General features: G+C 73.3%; 19 protein-coding genes and 1 tRNA gene. 12 read left to right on the forward strand and 8 right to left on the reverse strand.

What is annotated here, in order from left to right:
* Positions 1-186: 186 nt before the first annotated feature.
* The gene (locus DER29_RS36050; protein ID WP_199729157.1) at positions 187-732 is read left to right on the forward strand and encodes a M23 family metallopeptidase; all 546 of its coding nucleotides are present in this window, start codon (positions 187-189) and stop codon (positions 730-732) included.
* Positions 733-940: 208 nt separating this feature from the next.
* Positions 941-2,299, forward strand: a complete 1,359-nt coding sequence (locus tag DER29_RS07595) for a glycosyltransferase family 2 protein (RefSeq protein ID WP_121396707.1) — start codon at positions 941-943, stop codon at positions 2,297-2,299.
* Positions 2,300-2,371: 72 nt separating this feature from the next.
* On the opposite strand, the gene DER29_RS07600 is transcribed toward DER29_RS07595, so the two are convergent.
* Entirely contained in the window at positions 2,372-3,316 is a 945-nt protein-coding gene (locus DER29_RS07600; protein WP_121396708.1) for a helix-turn-helix domain-containing protein, read from the reverse strand.
* An 86-nt stretch (positions 3,317-3,402) separates the two neighbouring features.
* Here DER29_RS07600 and DER29_RS07605 point away from each other — a divergent pair, with 86 nt between their 5' ends.
* The 6 genes from DER29_RS07605 (at position 3,403) to DER29_RS07630 (ending at position 10,028) form a co-directional block, all read left to right on the forward strand.
* Positions 3,403-4,509 (forward strand): trans-acting enoyl reductase family protein, encoded by a 1,107-nt coding sequence (locus DER29_RS07605; RefSeq protein ID WP_233599673.1) that lies wholly within the window; start codon positions 3,403-3,405, stop codon positions 4,507-4,509.
* Positions 4,481-4,981, forward strand: a complete 501-nt coding sequence (locus DER29_RS07610) for an O-acetyl-ADP-ribose deacetylase (protein ID WP_121399074.1) — start codon at positions 4,481-4,483, stop codon at positions 4,979-4,981. Before DER29_RS07605 ends, DER29_RS07610 begins: the two co-directional genes overlap by 29 nt.
* 108 nt (positions 4,982-5,089) lie before the next feature.
* Positions 5,090-6,016 carry an endonuclease/exonuclease/phosphatase family protein gene (locus DER29_RS07615; RefSeq protein ID WP_233599674.1) on the forward strand — a complete coding sequence of 309 codons (927 nt, stop codon included), beginning with the start codon at positions 5,090-5,092 and terminating at the stop codon, positions 6,014-6,016.
* Between the two features lie 439 nt (positions 6,017-6,455).
* Positions 6,456-7,874 carry a family 43 glycosylhydrolase gene (locus tag DER29_RS07620; RefSeq protein WP_370040048.1) on the forward strand — a complete coding sequence of 473 codons (1,419 nt, stop codon included), beginning with the start codon at positions 6,456-6,458 and terminating at the stop codon, positions 7,872-7,874.
* Between the two features lie 18 nt (positions 7,875-7,892).
* The gene (locus tag DER29_RS07625; protein ID WP_121396710.1) at positions 7,893-9,374 is read left to right on the forward strand and encodes a family 43 glycosylhydrolase; all 1,482 of its coding nucleotides are present in this window, start codon (positions 7,893-7,895) and stop codon (positions 9,372-9,374) included.
* 138 nt (positions 9,375-9,512) lie between these two features.
* Positions 9,513-10,028, forward strand: a complete 516-nt coding sequence (locus DER29_RS07630; protein ID WP_121399077.1) for a M23 family metallopeptidase — start codon at positions 9,513-9,515, stop codon at positions 10,026-10,028.
* A 238-nt stretch (positions 10,029-10,266) separates the two neighbouring features.
* On the opposite strand, the gene DER29_RS07635 is transcribed toward DER29_RS07630, so the two are convergent.
* Positions 10,267-10,340, reverse strand: a tRNA-Ala gene (locus tag DER29_RS07635).
* Between the two features lie 232 nt (positions 10,341-10,572).
* Here DER29_RS07635 and DER29_RS07640 point away from each other — a divergent pair.
* Positions 10,573-11,316 (forward strand): bifunctional 2-polyprenyl-6-hydroxyphenol methylase/3-demethylubiquinol 3-O-methyltransferase UbiG, encoded by a 744-nt coding sequence (locus tag DER29_RS07640; protein ID WP_121396711.1) that lies wholly within the window; start codon positions 10,573-10,575, stop codon positions 11,314-11,316.
* 69 nt (positions 11,317-11,385) lie between these two features.
* Here the strand turns inward: DER29_RS07640 and DER29_RS07645 are convergent, their stop codons facing one another.
* The 5 genes from DER29_RS07645 to DER29_RS07665 all read right to left on the reverse strand — a co-directional run bounded on the left by DER29_RS07645 (position 11,386) and on the right by DER29_RS07665 (position 17,661).
* Positions 11,386-12,177, reverse strand: a complete 792-nt coding sequence (locus tag DER29_RS07645) for a hypothetical protein (protein ID WP_199729159.1) — start codon at positions 12,175-12,177, stop codon at positions 11,386-11,388.
* 178 nt (positions 12,178-12,355) lie between these two features.
* Positions 12,356-13,006 carry a GNAT family N-acetyltransferase gene (locus tag DER29_RS07650; protein ID WP_121396713.1) on the reverse strand — a complete coding sequence of 217 codons (651 nt, stop codon included), beginning with the start codon at positions 13,004-13,006 and terminating at the stop codon, positions 12,356-12,358.
* A 105-nt stretch (positions 13,007-13,111) separates the two neighbouring features.
* Positions 13,112-14,425 carry a gephyrin-like molybdotransferase Glp gene (glp, locus tag DER29_RS07655; protein WP_121396714.1) on the reverse strand — a complete coding sequence of 438 codons (1,314 nt, stop codon included), beginning with the start codon at positions 14,423-14,425 and terminating at the stop codon, positions 13,112-13,114.
* Complete coding sequence (locus DER29_RS07660; protein ID WP_121396715.1) at positions 14,422-15,384, reverse strand: UTP--glucose-1-phosphate uridylyltransferase; 963 nt, start codon at positions 15,382-15,384, stop codon at positions 14,422-14,424. Before DER29_RS07660 ends, glp begins: the two co-directional genes overlap by 4 nt.
* Positions 15,385-15,393: 9 nt before the next feature.
* Positions 15,394-17,661 (reverse strand): diguanylate cyclase, encoded by a 2,268-nt coding sequence (locus tag DER29_RS07665; protein WP_199729161.1) that lies wholly within the window; start codon positions 17,659-17,661, stop codon positions 15,394-15,396.
* Positions 17,662-17,745: 84 nt separating this feature from the next.
* Between DER29_RS07665 and DER29_RS07670 the strand changes: the two genes are divergently transcribed.
* Positions 17,746-18,414: a 5-formyltetrahydrofolate cyclo-ligase gene (locus tag DER29_RS07670; RefSeq protein WP_233599675.1), complete on the forward strand. Its 669-nt coding sequence runs from the start codon at positions 17,746-17,748 to the stop codon at positions 18,412-18,414.
* Between the two features lie 62 nt (positions 18,415-18,476).
* Entirely contained in the window at positions 18,477-18,851 is a 375-nt protein-coding gene (locus DER29_RS07675) for an FmdB family zinc ribbon protein (protein ID WP_121396718.1), read from the forward strand.
* Between the two features lie 228 nt (positions 18,852-19,079).
* On the opposite strand, the gene DER29_RS07680 is transcribed toward DER29_RS07675, so the two are convergent.
* On the reverse strand, positions 19,080-19,274 hold the full coding sequence (locus tag DER29_RS07680; RefSeq protein ID WP_121396719.1) for a hypothetical protein: 195 nt from the start codon (positions 19,272-19,274) through the stop codon (positions 19,080-19,082).
* Positions 19,275-19,372: 98 nt separating this feature from the next.
* Between DER29_RS07680 and DER29_RS07685 the strand changes: the two genes are divergently transcribed.
* The gene (locus DER29_RS07685) at positions 19,373-19,711 is read left to right on the forward strand and encodes a hypothetical protein (RefSeq protein ID WP_121396720.1); all 339 of its coding nucleotides are present in this window, start codon (positions 19,373-19,375) and stop codon (positions 19,709-19,711) included.

Below are 19,711 nucleotides of genomic sequence, written 5' to 3' on the forward strand. Positions count from 1 at the left end.
CGCTCGACGCCGCGCCTCGCGTTCGTCACCCGGTGTCGTCGGGACCCCTGTCGACCCACTGGCCCCACCCCAGACATCGACGAATTGATTGATCCTCATCTGGCGCGCTGTTTAGCTCCCACCGGCACCGTCGATGACGAGGCTGACCTTCTGCCGCCTATCAGGAAGAGAGCCACAGTGAACAGAGTGAGGACGGTCCTGCGCCGGATCGGCGCGACCGCGAGCGCCCTGCTGATGGTCGCCGGGGCCACGGTCGTCGGGGCCACCCCGGCCTCCGCCGCGAACTACTACTACGAGATGCCGTACCCGGCGAACGAGTCCTACCTGGTGACCCAGGGGCCGGAGGGCACCTACTCGCACGTCGGTCCGTACAACGAGTACGCCTGGGACTTCGGGCTGCCGGCGAACTACGAGGTCTCCGCCTCGCAGGCCGGCACCATCATCATGTCGAACTGGTCGCCGTACTGGCAGAACGGCATCGAGGTGATCATCCGGCACTCGAACGGCCAGTGCACCCACTACGCGCACCTGAACCGGGCGATCTACAACGCCGGCACCTGGGTGCCGCAGGGCCGGGTCATCGGCTGGTCGGGCAACACCGGCGCGTCCACCGGCCCGCACCTGCACTTCCAGGTCATCAACTGCAACACCCGGGTGGGCATCCCCGCCACCCTCCAGGGCTGGACGCCGTACACCGGCTCCTGGCCGGTGAGCGTGAACTACTACGCGTAACCTCCGCCCGGCCGCGCTCACGCGCGAGGTGCGTCAATGGGAATCGTGCATCGCCACTATCCGTGATCGATAATCCCATTCGCCGCTGGAAGCGCTTCCAGCGAGCGACGGCGACGGCCGGTCCAGGGCCGAAGGCGTCGCGGTCGGGGTGTCGGCACGTGCCGACACCCCGGCCCACAGTGGATCACCTATGACGGAGGAAAGTCGGATGGCGGCACGGACGGACGACGCGGTCGAGCTGAGCGTGGTCATACCCACCTACCAGGACGCGCAGTGCCTGGCGCTGACGCTGCGGTCGCTGACCCGGCAGACGGTGAGCCCCGAGCGCTTCGAGGTGGTCGTCATCCGCGACGGCGGCTCCCCCGCCGGATACGCCGACGCCGTCGAGGCGGCCGCCGGCCTCGACCTCCGCCTGCTGGAGTTTCCCAGGCGGCGGGGGCGCTCCGCGGCCCGCAACGAGGCGGTACGGCACACCCGGGCCCCGCTGCTGTTGTTCCTCGACGCCGACTCGTACGCCTCCCCGCAGTTGCTGGAGCGCCACCTGGCCCACCACGCGGTCGCCGGCCGGCCCGCCGTGCTGATGGGCCGGCGCGACGAACTGAGCCTGGAACACGTCGAGGCCGCCCTCGACGACCGGGAGATGACCGACGTCCCCCGCCGCCGCGCGGACCGCGCCGGCGACCTGCGCTTCCCGCACGGCCAGCCGCCGGGGCCGGACTGGCTCCGGGCGGGCTGGGCGCTCGCCTACACCCACAACATCTCGCTCGCCCGCGACCTGTTCGACCGGACCGGCGGGTTCGACGAACGCTCCGGGCTGCGCTGGGGCCTGGAGGACATCGAGCTGTTCTACCGGGTGCACCGGCATCTCGGCGTGACCGGGTTGAACTTCGCCTTCGACGACGAGGCCCGCGCCTTCCACCTCCCGCACCACCGCAACACCGACCGCAACTTCGCCGACTTCGCGGCCAACCGGAGCCTGCTGACGGGGCAGTACCACGTGATCGAGTGGGAGTTCTACGGCCTGCTGGACGTGTACGACTCGCTGGAGCGCATCGTGTACTACCGCTCCGCGGCCACCGACTGCGCGCGGCGCGCGACGTGCCGGATCGGGCCGGCGTTCGACCGGCTCGCCGACCGCCTGCCCGGCCCCCGCGTGCTGTGGGTGGGCACCGGCAGCGACCAGGCCGACCTGCCGGCCGGGGCGCTGACCTTCGACTACGCCGCCCCGCCGGGACCGACGAACTACCACCTGGTCGGCATGGACCCGCCCATCGCGCCGGGCAGCCTCGACGCGGTGGTCAGCGTCGACTTCTGGCGGTACCTGCGGTGGGATGACCTCTGCCGGTTCGTCAACACCTCCGGGCGGCTCGCCCGCGAGGTGCACCTCGTCGGCACGGGCGACGCCGGATCGGCGCCGCTCACCCCCGGGCCGGCGGTGCTGGACTACCTGCGCCGCACCCTGAGCGCCGCGTTCGCCACCAGGTTGACCCACGTCGACGGGCTCGGTGAGGTGCTGACCCTGCGGTCCCTGACGCCGGCGGCGCGGAAGGGCCCGGCGCGCGTGTGACGTTGCCCGGCGGCCGGTACGCGGATCAGGCGGGCGGCCGGAGCAGGGCCGCGCTGCCCCGGTGGTGGCTCGTCATCGAGCGCCGGAGCGGAAGGTGCGGCGATAGGTGTCCGGGGGTACGCCGATCGTGCGGTTGAAGTGCCGGCGCAGCGTCGTGGCGGTGCCCATGCCGGTAGCCGCCGCGATAGCGTCGATGCTGTCGCCGGTGGTCTCCAGCAGTTCCTGGGCGTGCCGGATCCGCTGGGTCAGCAGCCATCGCAACGGGGTGGTGCCGGCCACCGACCTGAAGTGGCGGCCCAGGTTGCGCGAGCTCATGTTCGCCTGACGGGCCAGGTCCTCCACCGTCAACGCGTGGTCGAGCCGCTCGATCGCCCAGGAGAACAGTTCGGCGAGCGGATGGTCGTCCTGGGCGGGCACCGGGGCGGTGACGTACTGGGCCTGGCCGCCGGCCCGGTGCGGGGGCACGACCAGGCGACGGGCGAGCGTGTTGGCGACCGCCGAGCCGTAATCGAGGCGGACCAGGTGCAGGCACAGATCCATCGCGGCCGCCTTGCCGGCGGAGGTGAGCACGCTGCCGTTGTCCACGTAGAGCACGTCCGCATCGACCTGCACCCGGGGGTAGCGGGCCGCCAGGGCCTCGGTGTGCGCCCAGTGCGTGGTCGCCCGTCGGCCGTCCAGCAGGCCGGCGGCGGCGAGCACGAACGCGCCCGTGCACAGGGAGGCCACCCGCGCGCCCGCCTCGTGGGCCGCGCGTACCGCGTCGACCAGATCGGCGGGCGGTTCTGCGTCGACGTCGACCCACCCGGGGACGATCACCGTGTCGGCGTGCGCGAGCTGGTCGAGGCCGCAGTCGGGCTCCAACCGGAACCGGCCGACCCGCACCGCGCCCGTTCCGCAGACGGTGACGCCGTACCAGGGGTCGGCCACGCCGGTCAGGTCGGCACCGAAGACCTCGTACGCCAGGGACAGCTCGAAGTGCAACATCCCGTCCGTGACGGCCAGGGCGACGGTGTTCATGTCCGAAACTGTACGGGACATGGCGTTCCAGACACTCGCCCCGGTGAACCGCCGCCGCCAGGATGTACCCGGTTGATCATTCGGGCATGGAGCGGGGAGAACTGATGGGATCGGGTCGGACGGTGGCGGTCTTCGGCGCCTACGGGCACACCGGGCGCTTCGTGGTGGCGGAGTTGTGCGCTCGCGGTTTCGTCCCGTTGCTCTGCGGACGCGACGCGGACAAACTGCGGACGCTCGCGGCGTCCTTTCCGGGGCTCGGCACCCGGCCGGCCTCGGTCGACGATCCGGCCGCACTCGACCGCGCGCTGGCGGGCGCGGCTGCGGTGGTCAACTGTGCCGGGCCCTTCGCCGTGACCGCCGCGCCCGTGATCGAGGCGGCGCTGCGCGCCGGGATTGCGTACGTGGACGTGGCGGCGGAGGTCGAGGCCAACCTCGACACCTTCACGCACTTCGCGGATCGCGCCCGCGCCGCGGGGACGGTGGTGGTCCCCGCGATGGCCTTCTTCGGCGGCCTCGGCGACCTGCTGGTCACCGCGGCGATGGGCGACTGGACGGCGGCCGACGAGGCGCACGTCGCGTACGGCTTGAGCGGTTGGCACCCCACGGCCGGGACCCGCGCGGCGGGCACGGTCTCCCGGCGGCGCAGGGACGGCCGGCGCGTCCGCTACCGCGACGGGCGGCTGGAGTACCGCGACGACGCCCCGCCGGCCCTGACGTGGCCCTTCCCCGAGCCGATGGGGACCCGGGCCGTGATCGGCGAGTTCACCATGGCCGACGTCGTCACCGTCCCCAGCCACCTGGCCATCCCCGAGGTGTGCACCTACATGACGGTCGAGGCGGCCGGCGAGCTGGCGGCTCCGGAGACACCGGCGCCGGCCGCCGTCGACGATCGCGGGCGGTCCGCGCAGACCTTCCTCGTCGACGTCGTCGTGCGCTCCGGCGGCGCGGAACGGCGCGCGGTGGCGGGCGGCCGGGACATCTACGCCGTCAGTGCGCCGCTCGCGGTGGAAGCGGTGCACCGCATCCTCACGGGACGGACCAGGACGGTCGGTGTCGCTTCCGCCGGCGCCGTCTTCGACGCGCCCGACTTCCTCCGGGCCCTGTCCGCGCACGTCTCGCTCGACCTGCGGCAGTCCTCCGCGGCCCCGATGACATCATCGGTCCATGCCCGTGATCGAAGTGGTACGCGGTGACATCACCCGCGAGGATGTCGACGCCATCGTCAACGCGGCGAACGAGTCGCTGCTGGGCGGCGGTGGCGTCGACGGGGCGATCCACCGGGCGGCGGGACCGCGCCTGGCGCAGGCGGGCGCCGCCCTCGCGCCGTGCCGCCCGGGCGAGGCCGTCGCCACCCCCGCATTCGACCTTGATCCACCCGTACGCCACGTCATCCACACGGTCGGTCCGGTGTGGGAGGGCGGCGGCCACGGCGAGCCGGAGATCCTTGCCTCGTGCTACCGGCGCAGCCTCCAGGTCGCCGACGAGATCGGCGCCCGCCGCGTCGCCTTCCCCGCCATCGGCACCGGCGTCTACGGGTACCCGTCCGACCAGGCGGCGACGATCGCGGTCGCGACGATCAGGGCGACACCCACCGCCGTCGAGCACGTCCGCCTGGTCGCGTTCGACGACGCCACGTACCGGCTCCTGGCGGCGGCGGAGAGCTGAGCCGGCCGTACGGCCCGAGCCGTCCTCTGTGTACGGGTCGCCTGATCGACCTGCCTGTGCCATGATCTCCGGTCAATCGGTGCGGGTCGGTCCGATCAGGGAGACACCATGCGGTTGGTCAGGCTCTGTGTCGCCATGCTCGGCGCGTTCGTCCTCGCCCTCACCTCGGCGGCCCCGGCCTCGGCGGCCACCACGGCGACGTACGACCTCTGGGTCTGGAACGTCGCGGGCTGGGCCATGCACCGGGCCTCGACCACCGACGGCCTCATTCCAGCCCTCACCGGTTCGATCCGCAGCCGGGGCGCCGACTTCGTCGGCCTCAACGAGCTCTGCTTCCAGCAGTACCAGGCGATCGTCGCCGACCTGAGGGCCGCCGGATGGCCGCAGGACTCCACCAACTTCGCCCGCTTCGAGCCGTCCCGCGACACGGTCTGCAACGGGCAGGCGTTCGGCAACGCCATCTTCAGCAAGGCGCCGCTCGGCACGGCGAACCGCTACACGCTGCCCTCGGACGGCAGCGCCGAGCGGCGGACCCTGCTCTGCGCGCCGGTCTCCGCCCGGCCGCACCTGCGGTTCTGCGCCACGCACATCACGCCGTCGAACACGGTCATCAACGGCACGGCGATCAACGTGCAGCAACTGAACTCGGTACGCAGCCGGCTGGAGACCTTCGCGGCGAACGGTGACACGGTCCTCATCGCCGGGGACTTCAACGCCCAGCCCCACTACGGCCGACTGGACAACTGGTACGCGCCGAGTCTCAACGTGGCCAACAACGCCGGCAACACCGGCTTCTACCGGGAGCTGGACGACCTGGACTCCCGCTGCCTCGGCTACGGCGAGGCCACCGTCGCGGACGGCAGCACCGGCGGGCCGTGCGGCCTCGGCAACAAGATCGACTTGATCTTCGTACGGGAGAACCGGCTCGCGGGCAGCTACACCGCCGACTCGCTGGCCATCCCGACCACCTGCACGATCGGCGCCTGCTCGGATCACCGCGTGGTGATCGGCACGGTGACGGTCAGCGTCAACTGACCGACGGTCCGGCCGACCGGTCCGGCGCGCCACGGCGACTTCGCCCTGCCGCCGTCCGGCGACGAACCGATCCGGTTATGTTGCCGCTAACATCCTGGGCCCGACATCGACCGCCTCCACTCATCGAGGCCGGTGGGCTGATCTCCAGCCCGGGCATGCCTCCTGCACGTCTTGACGTGGCTCTGTTGTTAACGTAAACATTGATGCAAATCGCTGCCTTTGGCTGCCGCCGGAGGGTGGACGCAGTGGAGCATTCACGCCTCCCGGCTGCCGGTCGTCCGTGGTCGCGACGGGCCCGTCCCGGCCGCCGAACCCGCCCCCGAGAAGGACCGCCATGATGTCGTCCGCTCCCTCGTCACGAAACCCTTCGCCACGAAGCCCCTCCCTGCGACGCCGGGCCGCGCTCCTCGCCCTGGTCACGACCGTCGCGGCCGCCGGCGTGGCCGTCACCGTCCGCTCCGCATCGGCGGCCGTGGTGGACACCTCGGCCTGGTACGTACTGACCGCGCGCCACAGCGGCAAGGCCCTTGAGGTGTATGACCGTGCCACCACGGACGGCGCGCGAATCGTCCAGTGGCCCCGCAACGACGGGGCCTGGCAGCAGTGGCAGTTCGTCGACGCCGGCGGCGGGTGGTACCGCCTGCGCGCCCGGCACAGCGGCAAGGTCCTCGACATCCGTGACTCCGCCACCGCCGACGGCGCCGAGGTCATCCAGTGGGCCGAGCGGAACGCCGCCAACCAACAGTTCCGGCTCGCCGACTCGGCGGGCGGACACGTCCGACTGATCAACCGCAACAGCGGCAAGGCGCTCGACGTCTGGGAGCACTCCACCGCGGACGGCGCACGGGTCAGCCAGTTCACCGACCTCGACGGCGCCAACCAGCAGTGGCAGCTCATCCGCGTGGCGGGCCCCACGCCCACGACTCCACCGGCCGGCACTCCGGCCCCCACCGCAACCCCGACCACACCGCCGGCGGCGTACCCGATGCCGGGCCGGGTGACCGGCGACGTCGGGGTGCACGATCCCACGATCGTGCGCCGCGACGACGGCAGTTACCTGTTGGCGCACACCGGGGACAACATCGCGCTGAAGACCTCCCCCGACCGGACCGCGTTCCGTAACGCCGGTGCCGCGTTCCCCGGGGGCGCGCCGTGGACCACCACGTACACCGGCGGCAGCCGCAATCTGTGGGCACCGGACCTGTCGTACCACGACGGTAGGTACTGGCTGTACTACTCGGCCTCGACGTTCGGCTCGAACCGGTCCGCGATCTTCCTGGCGACCAGCCCGACGGGCGCGTCCGGCTCCTGGACCCACCAGGGCCTGGTGATCGAGTCACGGACCTCGGACAATTTCAACGCGATCGACCCGAACCTGGTCGTGGACTCGGCCGGACGGTGGTGGCTGAGCTTCGGCTCGTTCTGGTCCGGAATCAAGATGGTCGCGCTGAACCCGAGCACCGGGATGCGGGCCGACAGCACCCTGCACAGCATCGCCGGGCGCGGCGGTGGAGCCATCGAGGCGCCGGTCATCACCCGGCGGGGCTCCTACTACTACCTGTGGGTGTCCTTCGACCGCTGCTGCCAGGGAGCGTCGAGCACGTACCGGGTCATGGTGGGCCGTTCCAGCAGCATCACCGGCCCGTACCTGGACCGCAACCTCACGCCGATGAACTCGGGCGGCGGCACCCAGGTGCTGGCGGGACACGGCGGCATCCACGGCCCCGGTCACCAGGCGGTCCTGGCCGACGCCGACGGGGACGTGCTCGTCTACCACTACTACGCCGACAACGGCGCCTCCCTGCTCGGCATCAACCTCATCGGCTACGACGCGGCCGGCTGGCCGTTCGTGTACTGAGCCGGAAGGAGTTCCCTCATGCGCAAGCAACAGCTTCGCGGCGTTCTGGCCGCCGGGGTGGTCACCGTGCTCACGGCCGTGGGCACCGCCGTCGTGACACCCGAGGCGTCGGCCGCCACGGTCCAGCCCAACGTCCCGTACGTCCTGGTCAACCGGCACAGCGGCAAGGCCCTGGACGTGTACGACCTGGCCACGAACGACGGCGCCCCGATCAACCAGTACACGCGTAACGACGGCGCCTGGCAGCAGTGGCGGTTCCTCGACTCCGGCGGCGGCTGGTACCGCCTCCAGTCCGCGCACAGCGGCAAGGTGCTCGACCTGCCCACCGCCGACGACGGCATCCAGCTCGTGCAGAACGCCGACCGTAACGACGCCCGGCAGCAGTTCCGGCTGGCCGATTCGGCCGGCGGGCAGGTCCGACTGATCAACCGCAACAGCGGCAAGGCGCTGGACGTGTGGGAGTGGTCGACCGCCGACGGTGCCAAGGTCTCGCAGTACCAGGATCTCGACGGCGCCAACCAGCAGTGGCAGTTGGTCCCCCTGGGCGGCGCGGCACGCACCTTCGCCAACCCGATCAAACGCAACGGCCCGGACCCGTGGCTCCAGTACCACAACGGCTCCTACTACCTGGCCACCACGACGTGGAACTCCACCATCACCATGCGGCGCTCCTCGACGCTGGCCGGGCTCGCCACGGCCGCCGACCAGGTGATCTTCAACCTGTCCGGCCGGCCCAACGGCTGCTGCAACATGTGGGCGCCGGAGTTCCACCTGCTCAACGGCCCCAACGGTCCGCGTTGGTACTTCTACTACACCGCCGGACAGAACGTCCCGGACTACAACCCGACCCAGCGGCTGCACGTCCTGGAGTCCGCCGGCACGGACCCAATGGGCCCGTACACGTTCAAGGCCGACCTGGGCAACGACTGGCAACTCGACGCCAGCGTCCTCCAGGTCAACGGCAGCCTCTACCTGATGGGCACCTACGGTGGCGACGGCGCCGGGCAGAGCAACTTCATCCAGCGGCTGACCAACCCCTGGACGCTCAGCGGGTCGCGGGCCCGGCTCAGCTCACCCACCCTGTCCTGGGAGCGGCAGACCGGCGCGGTGAACGAGGGCCCCGAACCGCTGTACCACAACGGCAGGGTCATGGTCGTGTACTCGGCCTCGGCCTGCTGGGGTCCCGACTACAAGCTCGGTCTGCTCACGCTGACCGGCAGCGATCCGATGAACCCGACGCACTGGACGAAGAAGTCGACGCCGGTGTTCCAGCGCAGCGACGCCAACGGCGTCTTCGCCCCCGGCCACAACGGCTTCTTCAAGTCGCCCGACGGCACCGAGGACTGGATCGTCTACCACGCCAACGACTCGGCCGGCGGCGGCTGCGACATGAACCGCTCCACCCGCGCCCAGAAGTTCACCTGGAACGCCGACGGCACCCCCAACTTCGGCACACCCGTACGGCTCGGCGCGACCCTGACCGCGCCGTCCGGCGAGTGACCGGCAGACCCACCCGGGACAGCCAACTGGGAGACGGCCTGAGCCCTGCTGGAACAGATCGATGACGGCCTTTCGGTTGTCGGAACCTTCTGACATCATCCAGCGACATCGTTGAAGATTACGACCGTGGAGGACTGGATGCGTTCCCGCCTGACGAGTCTCCTCAGCGTCGCCCTGCTGGCGACCGCCGCGTTCCTGGTTCCGGCGTCGCCCGCCGCTGCCGCCCCGTCGTTCCGGACGCCGTTCCCGTGCAACCAGACGTGGTCCGGTCAGACCCGCACGACGCACAGCCCGCAGTACGCGATCGACTTCAACCGGGCCGGCGACCACGGCATGCCGGTCAAGGCCAGCGCACCGGGCACCGTGGACGTGGTCGCCAACCTCGGCGACACCAGCTACGGCCGATACGTGCGGATCAACCACGGCAACGGGTACACCACCTACTACGCCCACCTGAGCGGGTTCAACGTCTCGGTCGGCCAGTCCGTCGGCTACAGCACCACCATCGGGTACGTGGGCAACAGCGGCGGCTCCTCCGGCTCGCACCTGCACTACGAGCAGCGGCTGAACGGCAGCGACATCAAGGTGCGGTTCAGCGGCAACCTGGCCCTCTACTACGGGACGCGGAACTACACGCGTACCGCCGGCTGCTGATCCGAAGCGGGTGGTCCAATGATCGAAGGCGGGTTCCCGGTCGACCGGGAACCCGCCTTCGGCCTGCCTCGAACCCCTCGACGCGAACTGGCGGCGAGCCGGTCGGATCGACTGCCGTGCGAGGTCATCCGGCCTGCCGAGGCTCGTCCTGGTCCCGTGTCGCCTCGGTTGCTGTACTCCGCTACTGCACAAGATCGAAAAAGGCCGTCTCCGACTGGCGGAAACGGCCTGAACTGGGTGGAGTTGAGGGGATTCGAACCCCTGACCCCCTCGATGCGAACGAGGTGCGCTACCGGACTGCGCCACAACCCCTCCGCCGGCGGACCGGCATCGGTCCCACCCGGCTTTCACCGGGCGGGCCGGCGCCAAGGTTAACAGGTTCACCGCCCCCGCCGCGAATCCACCCCCCGCGCGCCGAGATCTTGGCACGGAACGGCCCCTCCAGGGGGCCGCCAGCCACCAAGATCTCAACGAAGGCGCCGAGCCGGCCGGTGGGCGCGAAAATCGGTGGACTTCGCGGGCGTCGGTGAGAAGCGTGGGGCGCATGCGACAGGAAGACGTCTGGAACGACGACACCGCCCGCCGCTACGACACCCCCGGCACCGGCATGTTCGCCCCCGAGGTGCTGGGGCCGACCGTGGACCGCCTCGCCGAGCTGGCCGGCGGCGGCGCGGCACTCGAATTCGCCGTCGGCACCGGTCGGGTGGCCGTTCCGCTCGCCGCGCGCGGGGTGCCGGTCAGCGGCATCGAGCTGTCCCGCCCGATGGTGGAGCAGCTCCGGACGAAGGCGGACGAGGCAGCCATTCCGGTGATGGTCGGGGACATGGCGACCGCCACCGTCCCGGGCGAGTTCTCGCTGGTCTACCTCGTCTACAACACGATCTCGAACCTGCTGACCCAGGCCGGGCAGGTGGCCTGCTTCCGCAACGCCGCCCGCCACCTCGCCCCGGGCGGCCGGTTCGTGATCGAGTTGTGGGTGCCGGAGCTGCGCAAGCTCCCACCGGGCCAGGAGGCGACGGTCTGGTCGTCCCAGCCGGGGTACATCGGCCTGGACACCTACGACGTGCTGCACCAGCAGGTCGTGTCGCACCACTTCCAGTTCGACGAGAGCACGAACGCCCGACTGTTCCGGTCGCCGCACCGCTACATCTGGCCGACGGAGTTGGACCTGATGGGCCAGCTGGCCGGGTTCGAGCTGGAGAGCCGGCACGCGGACTGGTCCGGCGCCGAGTTCACCGCCGACTCGCGGTCCCACGTGTCCGTCTACCGCCTGCCAACCCCGAACTGACGCACCCCGGGCGCCCGGCCGGGCGAGACCGACCGCCGGCCACGAACCGACGCGCGGCAGGCCCCCGCGTCAGGCCGAGTGGGAGCCGCGGCCGGACTGGTAGGGCCGGCCGCGCAGGCCGCCCGAGCGGCGGTAGGAGACCGAGCCGCCGTTGGCCGCCGCCGGCAGGTCCGCCGGGCGGTCGAGGCCCATCGCGGCGCGGCGTACCACCTCGCGCTGGGCCGCCAGGCGGCGCTGCGCCTCGCGGCGGGCCGCCGCCCGGCGGGCCTGCTCCCGCCGCACCTCGGCCTGCCGGGCGGCCAGCCACGCCGCCTCGCGGGCCTGCGCCCGCCGCCGCCGGCGATCCGCCACCGCCAGCCGCCGCAGGTGTACGACGTACGTGACCAGCAGCGCGGCGGTGACCCCGAAGCTGACCCAGAAGCCGGGGCTGACCACGATCACGCCGATGAGCTCGACGAAGTTCAGCAGCAGCAGCGCGGCGAGCACCCGGCGGCGCCGGTAGACGGCGGGGGCGTGCTGTCGGCGGGGCGGCGGCCGACGGCGGCCCTTGCGGGGAGCCGGCGGCACGGCGCGCAGCCGCTTCGACCGACGGGCGGCGGGGGGCGCGGAGACCGGCACGGAGAGTCCGCCCGTGTTCGCGTCTTCACTGAGGGTGATGACGAGGCTGCGGGGCGGGTGCACCGGGCGGCGCCCCGGCACAGTGCGGCGCCGCCGGCGGCGCTGGAGCACCCGCGCCGTCGACTGCGCCCGCTCCGCCACCAGCCGCTCGGTGGCGTCGTACCGGCGAACCAGCGCCGGGGCGAGGGCGAGCAGGCCGGCGGCGGCGAGGACGGCGAGGAGCACCGAGGTCGGCACCCTCACCCCTCCCGTCACCGAATTCGGAGCAACCGCCGCCCGGCCGCAGGATCTTCCACCGATGGTGGTCGGGTGCGCGGATCGTACGGGTGGAGCAGCGCTTGCCACAGCTTGCAGTTACTTGAGGTTACGGGCCGTGGACGCGGATGCTGACACGCCGCGCCGATCCCGTGCGTGGGACGGCTCACCCCGCGGTGGCGCGGACCCGGTGCCAGCGGGCCAGCAGCCCACCCTCGGCGGCGACCTCCTCGCTGGTCATCGCGTATCCGATGTGATCCCGCCACGCACCGTCGATGTGCATGTAGCGCACGTGGTACGACTCCTCGCGGAAGCCCAGCTTCTCCACCACCCGCCGCGACGGCTGGTTCTCGGGGCGGATGTTCACCTCGACCCGGTGCAGCCCACCCACGCCGAACGCGTGGTCGACCGCGAGTGCCAGCGCGGTGGGGATGACGCCGCGACCGGCCACCCGGGAGTCCACCCAGTAGCCCACGTACGCCGAGCAGAACGCCCGTCGCACGATGCTGCCCACGTTGAGGTGGCCGACCAGCCGCTCCCGGCCGTCCTCGCGCAGGCAGACGGCGAAGGGCATCCCCTCGCCGGTGCGCGCCGAACGGCGCTGATCGCGGTACACCCAGCGGAACGCGGCCGGCGAGTTCAGCTCGTACCAGCTCCCCGGCAGGGACGACTCCCACGGCGCGAGCCACTCCCGGTTGGCGCGGCGCACCTCCGACCAGGCGGCGGCGTCCGACCGTCGGTAGGGCCGCAGCAGCACCGGCCCGTCGGCCAGCACCGCCGGCCACCCCGGCGCCCGCCCGACCCCGAACAGACTCACGAACCAGACCTTCCGCTCACGACCGACGAAACCGATGCCCGGGCGGCGCTCACCGAGCTGACCTTCCGTTCGCGACTGCGGGGCTCGCAAGCTCACTCCTCGCGCTCACCGGCGCCGGTCCAGCAGGAGGACGTCCACCGTGGACCCGGCCGCCGCGGTGGTCACCCGCTCGCCGAGCACCATCAGCCCGTTCGCCTCGGCCAGCCCCGAGAGGGTGTACGGGCCACCGTTGAGCGGCTGCACCGTGTAGCCGCCGCCGCGCCGCTCGGCGACGTGCGCGGGACGGAACTCGCGCAGCCCCACCGGGGACGAGATCGTCTCCAGCAGGTGTGCGCGGACGCTGGGCCGGAACACCGGCTCCGCCCCGGCCAGCAGGTTGATCGCCGGGCGGGCCAGCACCTCGAAGCCGATCAGGGCCGAGCCCGTGTCGCCGGGCAGGCAGACCACCGGCACCTCCTCGGCGCCGACCGTGCCGAAACCGAGCGAGGTGCCGGGATAGAGCGCGACCTCGGTGAAGGTGACCGGGCCGGCCCGGCTGCCCTCCCGCCGGGAGAGGATCCGCCGCACCATGTCGCCAGGCCCGGTGCCGGTGCCTCCGGTGGTGATGATCAGGTCGGCGCGCAACGTCTGGTCCTCCAGCAGCCCGCGCAGCCCCTCCGGATCGTCGTCGCAGATGCCCACCCGGTACGCCAGGGCACCCACCTCGGCCGCGGCGGCGGTCAGCGCGTGCGAGTTGGCGTCGACCGTCTGGCCGGGCTGGCTGCCCCGGCCCACGTCGACCAGCTCGTCGCCGGTGGCCACGATGACCACTCGGGGGCTGGGCCGCACCACGACGTGCCCGATGCCGGTGGCGGCGAAGACCGCCACCAGCGCCGGCGAGACGTAGGTGCCGGCCCGGGCCAGCAGGGTGCCGGCGGGCAGCTCCTCGCCGGCCCGGCGCACCCCGTACCCCCGTTTGGGCACGCGGAAGATCTCCACGGCGGCCATGCCCTGGTCGGTCCACTCCACCGGCACGACCACGTCCGCGGCGAGCGGCAGCGGCGCCCCGGCGGCCACGGAGAAGCAGGCGCCCGGGGTGAGCCGGACCGGCCGCCAGCTCGCCGCGCCGAGGTCGCCGACGACGTTGAGCCGGACGTTGCGCCCGCCCGGCCCGCCGGACTGGGTCGGGACGTAGCCCACGCCCCGACCACCTCCGGAGATGTCCTCCCAGCGGGCCGCGTACCCGTCCACGGCCGACTGGTCGAAGGCCGGGAAGGAGTGCGGCGCGACGACGTCCTCGGCGAGGACGTTGCCGTGCGCCTGGGTGAGGTCGAGGTCGAGCGGAGGCAGCGCGCGTAACCTGCGCAGCACGCTGCCCAGGTAGTCGGCGAGCGGCGTCAACTCGTTCGCGGCCGCCTCGGCGTCGGCCGACGCTGTCATGTACCAGTCACGCCCGACGCGTCGGAGTTGACGAACTCGGCCAGCCACTTGCGGAACTCGGCGCCGAGGTCGTCGCGCTCGGCGGCGATCTGCACCACGGTCTGGAGGTAGCCCAGCGGCATGCCGGTGTCGTAGCGGGTGCCCCGGTAGACGATCGCGTGCACCGGGGTGCCCTCGCTGCGCAGCAGCTCCATCGCGTCGGTCAGCTGGATCTCCCCGCCGCTGCCCGGCTTCGTCCGCCGGATCGCGTCGAAGATGGTGCTCGGCAGCACGTAGCGGCCCAGCACGGCGAGGTTGCTCGGGGCGTCCTCCGGCTTGGGCTTCTCCACCATGCCGGTGACCCGGACGACCTCGCCGATGTCGGACAGCTCCGCCTCCGCCGGCTCCACCGAGGCGATGCCGTAGCGCTTCGTCTCGGCCGGGTCGACCTCGAAGAAGGCCAGCACCACGCCGCCGGTGCGCGCCTGGAGCTCCAGCATGGCCGGCAGCAGCGGCTCGGACGGCTTGACGAACTCGTCGCCCAGCAGCACCGCGAAGGGCTGGTCGCCGACGTGCGACTCGGCGTAGCCGACGGCGTGGCCCAGGCCGAGCTGCTCGGGCTGCCGGCAGGTGTAGATCTCGGCCAGCTCGCTGGGGCCGCGCACGGCGGCCAGCCGCTCGGTGTCGCCCTTCGCCTCCAGCCGTGCCTCCAGGTCAGGGCGTCGGTCGAAGTGGTCCACCATCGATGTCTTGCCCCGCCCGGTGATCAGCAGGACGTCGCCGATGCCGGCCTGGGTGGCCTCCTCGACGATGTACTGCAGTACCGGCCGGTCGACCACCGGGAGCAGCTCCTTGGGCACCGCCTTCGTGGCCGGCAGGAACCGGGTGGCCAGACCGGCGGCCGGGATGACGGCCTTGACCGCACGGGAGCGACCGGTTGCGGCGGTCGCCGATGAGGGGTTCGCTGAGTGCTCCGACATGTCGCGAGACTATCGGCCACGGCTCTGTCGTGGAGGGTGAGGACCGGAAGACGCGCCGCCGCAGGGACCCGGCCGCACCGGGTCGGGCGCGGCCGGCGCGCTCCCCGGGGCGGCGTCGCCCGGATCGGCCGGTTCGGGGCGGGCCCGACCCGGCTGGCGGGGAGCGCCGGCGCGGGGCAGACCGTCCTCGGGGGTGGCCGCCGTGGCCGGGACGGGGATCTCCCGCGTCGGCGGTCCGGCCCGCTCCTCGGCGATCCGCCAGGTGTCCCGGCCGGCCGCCTTGGCGGCGTAGAGGGCGTCGTCGGCGGCGTCCAGGACCTGCTGGCCGGTGCTGCCGTGGTCGGGGTGCACCGCGATGCCGATGGAGACGGTGACTCCGATGGCCACGGCCGCCCCGCCGTGCCCGTCGGCGGCGATCGGGGTGTCCCGGATCGCCGCGCCGAGCCGCTCCGCGACGATGGCCGCGCCCCGGGCGTCGGTCTCCGGCAGCAGCAGCACGAACTCCTCGCCGCCCTGCCGGAAGGCGAGGTCGACCTCGCGGATCTCGCCGCGCACCCGGCGGGCGAACTCGGCCAGCACGGCGTCCCCGGCCGCGTGCCCGTACGTGTCGTTGACGTCCTTGAACCGGTCCAGGTCGAGGGCGAGGACGCTGAGCATCCGGCCGAACCGGCTCGCCCGCTCGACCTCCCGGCGGATCGACTCCCGCAGGTAGCGGTAGTTCCACAGCCCGGTGAGCGGGTCGGTCAGCGAGAGCCGTTGCGCCTCCTCGTGCACCCGGACGTTGTCCACCGCCACCGCGGCGTGGCCGGCGAAGGTGCGCAGGGTGACGAGGTCGTCGTCGTCGAACTCGTCCGCGCCGAGCCGGTCGTAGAGGGCCAGCACGCCGAGCGCCCCCGCCGGGGCGGCCGGCTCCGCCCCCGGGCGCGGGGCCGGCCCGTCGCGAGCGATGGCGTCGGGCGGGCCCGTCGTGCCGGGGGCGGCGAACGGCACCGCGATGTACGTCCGGCAGTGCGGCTCCCCCGGCGGCGCGGCGGAGGGCTCCACCCGGCCCCGGCGCGGCTCCCCGGTCGCCGCGACGGCGCCCACCACGCCGCTGCCCAGCGGCACCCGCAACGGCCCCGAGCGTTCGTCCTCCGGGTCGGGCGCATCCAGCCCTTCGGTGCACTGCGCGACGAGCACCCCGCCGTCGTCGACCAGCAGCACCGCCCCGGCCCGGGCGCCGGTCGCCGCGATCGCGCTGTGCAGGATCACCCGCAGGATGCGTTGCAGGTCGTGCGTGCTGGCCAGCGTGTCCCCCAGCACCGCGAGGTGCCCGCGCAGCTGGTCGCGGCTGCTGGTCAGCGCCGCCACGTAGGTGCCCGTCTCGCGGGTCATCCGGTTGAACGCGCCGGCCAGCCGGCCGATCTCGTCCCGGCTGCGCACCGGCACCCGGGCGGTCAGGTCGCCGCGCGCCACCCGGTCCACCGCGCCCGCCAGCTCGACCAGCGGGCGGGTGGTCACCCGGGCCAGCCGCCAGGCGGCCACCACGGCCAGCAGGGTCGCCACCAGCACCGCCGAGCCCAGTGCGACGTACAGGCCGCGTGGTCGTTCGCTGGGGACGGAGAGCACCAGCGGCAGCGGCTGCCCGGAGGACGGGCCGACCAGGCGGACGTACCGGCCGTCGGGGGTCTCGGTGACCCGCTCGCCGTGCAGCGTGTCGGCGGCGGCGAGCACGGCGTCGCGTACGCCGGTCGACTCGGTGCTGTGGGCGAGCCGGACGGGTGCCGCGGCGTCGTCGATCAGGGTGACCGCCACCCCCGTCACGGCCGCGAGGCGCGCCACGAAGGCCGGGTCGACCGGCTGCGCGGCGGTGACCGTGCCGAGCGGCCCGCCGGCCCGGTCGCGCAGGTCGGCCCGGGCCGCGAGCGCCCGCACCGGCCCGGCGGCCGGCGGGTCGGCGCAGTCCCGCCAGGGCGCCGCAGGGCCGCCGGGGCTGGCATAGGTGACCCGGCCGGTGACGTCGGCGACCCGCACGGCGGCGGCCAGGCCACGACGGATCACCTGGCTCGCGGCGGCGGGCCGGTCGCCGGCCAGGGCGACCGCGTCGGCGGCGGCCCGCAGCTGCTGGCAGAGGGCGTCGACGGAGGTGCGCACGGTCGAGGCGGCCACGGCGAGCCGCTCGGTGGAGCGGCTCGAGTCGACCGCCGCCACGGTCGCCCCGACGAACAACACCCCGAGCACCACCGGGCCGAGCGCCACCGCCAGGAAGGCTGTGGTCAACCGCCCGCGTAGCGTCACTCGGTCCCCCCGGAAGTTCCGCCGCCGTTGCTTGCGATGCTGACACAGAGCCACCAGGCGACAAAGTTGCGTCAGGAGTGTTGCGTGCCCGATTTTTCTGATGGAGCGGAAGAGGCGAAGCGGGATGTGCGCGCCGCCGTGCTCGCCCGCCGCCGGGAGCTGAGCGCGCCGCGGCGGGCCGAGGCCGCCGGGCGCGTCCAGGCCGAGCTGGTGGCTCTCGTACGCCGCCTGCGCCCGCTGCGGATGACGGCGTACGTGCCGGTCGGCTCCGAGCCGGGCGGGCCCGACCTGCCGGCGGTGCTGCACGCGGCGCTGCCGCCGGGCGGGGAACTGCTGCTGCCGGTGCTCCGCGACGACCTCGACCTGGACTGGGCGGCCTGGAGCGGGCCGGACGCCCTGGTGGCCGCCGGGCGGGGGATGCGCGAGCCGGACGGGCCGCGGCGGGGCCGGGCGGCGGTCGCCGGGGCGCAGCTCGTGGTGCTGCCCGGGCTGGCGGTGGATCGCCGGGGGCTGCGGCTGGGCCGGGGCGGCGGCTCGTACGACCGGGCGCTGGCCCGGGTGCCGGCGACGGCCCTGACCGTGGTCCCGCTGCACGACGGCGAGCTGGTGGAGGCCCTTCCCGCCGAGCCGCACGACCGACCGGTACGCGCGGTCGTCACGCCCGCCGACGGCCTGCGTACGCTGGACGCCGCCCCGGGGGGCGTGGCGGGTGTCGCGCCCCACACTTCCGCTGGACGAATCCGGGGGCGATGACGCACCATTGGCACTCGAATACGTCGAGTGCCAACCGGCCGTGGCCAGATCCGGAGGAGAACGTGCCCACGTACCAGTACGCCTGCACCGCGTGCGGCCACCAGCTCGAGGCGGTGCAGTCCTTCTCCGACGCGCCGCTGACCGAGTGCCCGGCGTGTGAGGGACGGCTGCGGAAGGTCTTCAACTCCGTCGGCATCGTGTTCAAGGGATCGGGCTTCTACCGCACGGACTCGCGCTCGTCCGGCTCGGAGAGCGCGAAGACCGGCGCCGCCGCCAAGCCGGCGAAGTCCGACTCGTCCTCCGGCGGTGACTCCGGCTCGTCCGGCGGCTCGTCCGCCGCCTCCCCGTCGTCGGGCTCGTCCTCGTCGTCGGGCTCGGGCGGCTCCACCGGGGGTGGGGGCAAGGCCCCGGCCGCCAGCACCGCCAGCGCCTCCTGACCCACGCCGCACCGGCCCGGGGGCCGGCTCCACTACCGGGGCCGGTTCCCGGGCCGGCCGCGTGTCCACAGGGCGGCGACGCTGTCCACAGGGCGACGGCGGGTTGTCCACAGCGGCGGCCGGCGCCGGGGCGGCCGGACCCGGGCCGCCGCGGTACGGCCGTCGCTGCGCATGGAGCACCGCGACGCCAGGGTGCCGCCGGTCGTCCACCGGGCGGCGGTGACCCGTTCAGTCCCAGTGCGGGGGGCGCTCCGCGAGCAGCCAGTCGTCGTTGCCGCCCGAGCGCTCGCCCCAGCCCCGGTCGGTGTCGTCGGCGGTCTGCTCGGGCAGCACCACGAAGTCGTCGCTGAGGTCGACGGCGCGGTCGTCGTCGCCGCGTACCGTCGGCGTGCCCGGATCCTCGGTGATGCTCACGAGCGGCAAGACTAGCGCAGCCACCACGGGCGGGGGGCGGCGAACGAACCGCCGGGCCGCCGCGTCCGGCCGGCCGCCGGGCCGGGGCGTTGGTAGCGTCGGACGGCGTGACGACCCCCACCTCCGGCGGCTCCCCGGACGACTACTGGCGGCGGCCCGACGCCCCGCCCGAGCGGCCCACGGGCGCGCCGCCGGGGCCGGCCGCGTCGCCTCCGGCGCGTGGCAGCGGCTACCCGGGCCCGCCCGCGACCACCCCGCCCCCGGCCGGGTGGCGCCCACCGGTGCACCTGCGACCGCCACCGCCCCGGCGGCTGCCGCCGCAGGACATGGCGGAGCTCGACGCGGCGGAGCAGCGGGCGCAGCGGCTCACGTACGGCGTGGGCACGGTGGCCGGCGTGGTGCTGGTGGTCCTCGTCTGCGTGCTCTGCTCCCGGCTCGTGTTCTGA

Origin of the sequence: Micromonospora sp. M71_S20 (genome assembly GCF_003664255.1) — a bacterium.
GTDB lineage: Bacteria > Actinomycetota > Actinomycetes > Mycobacteriales > Micromonosporaceae > Micromonospora.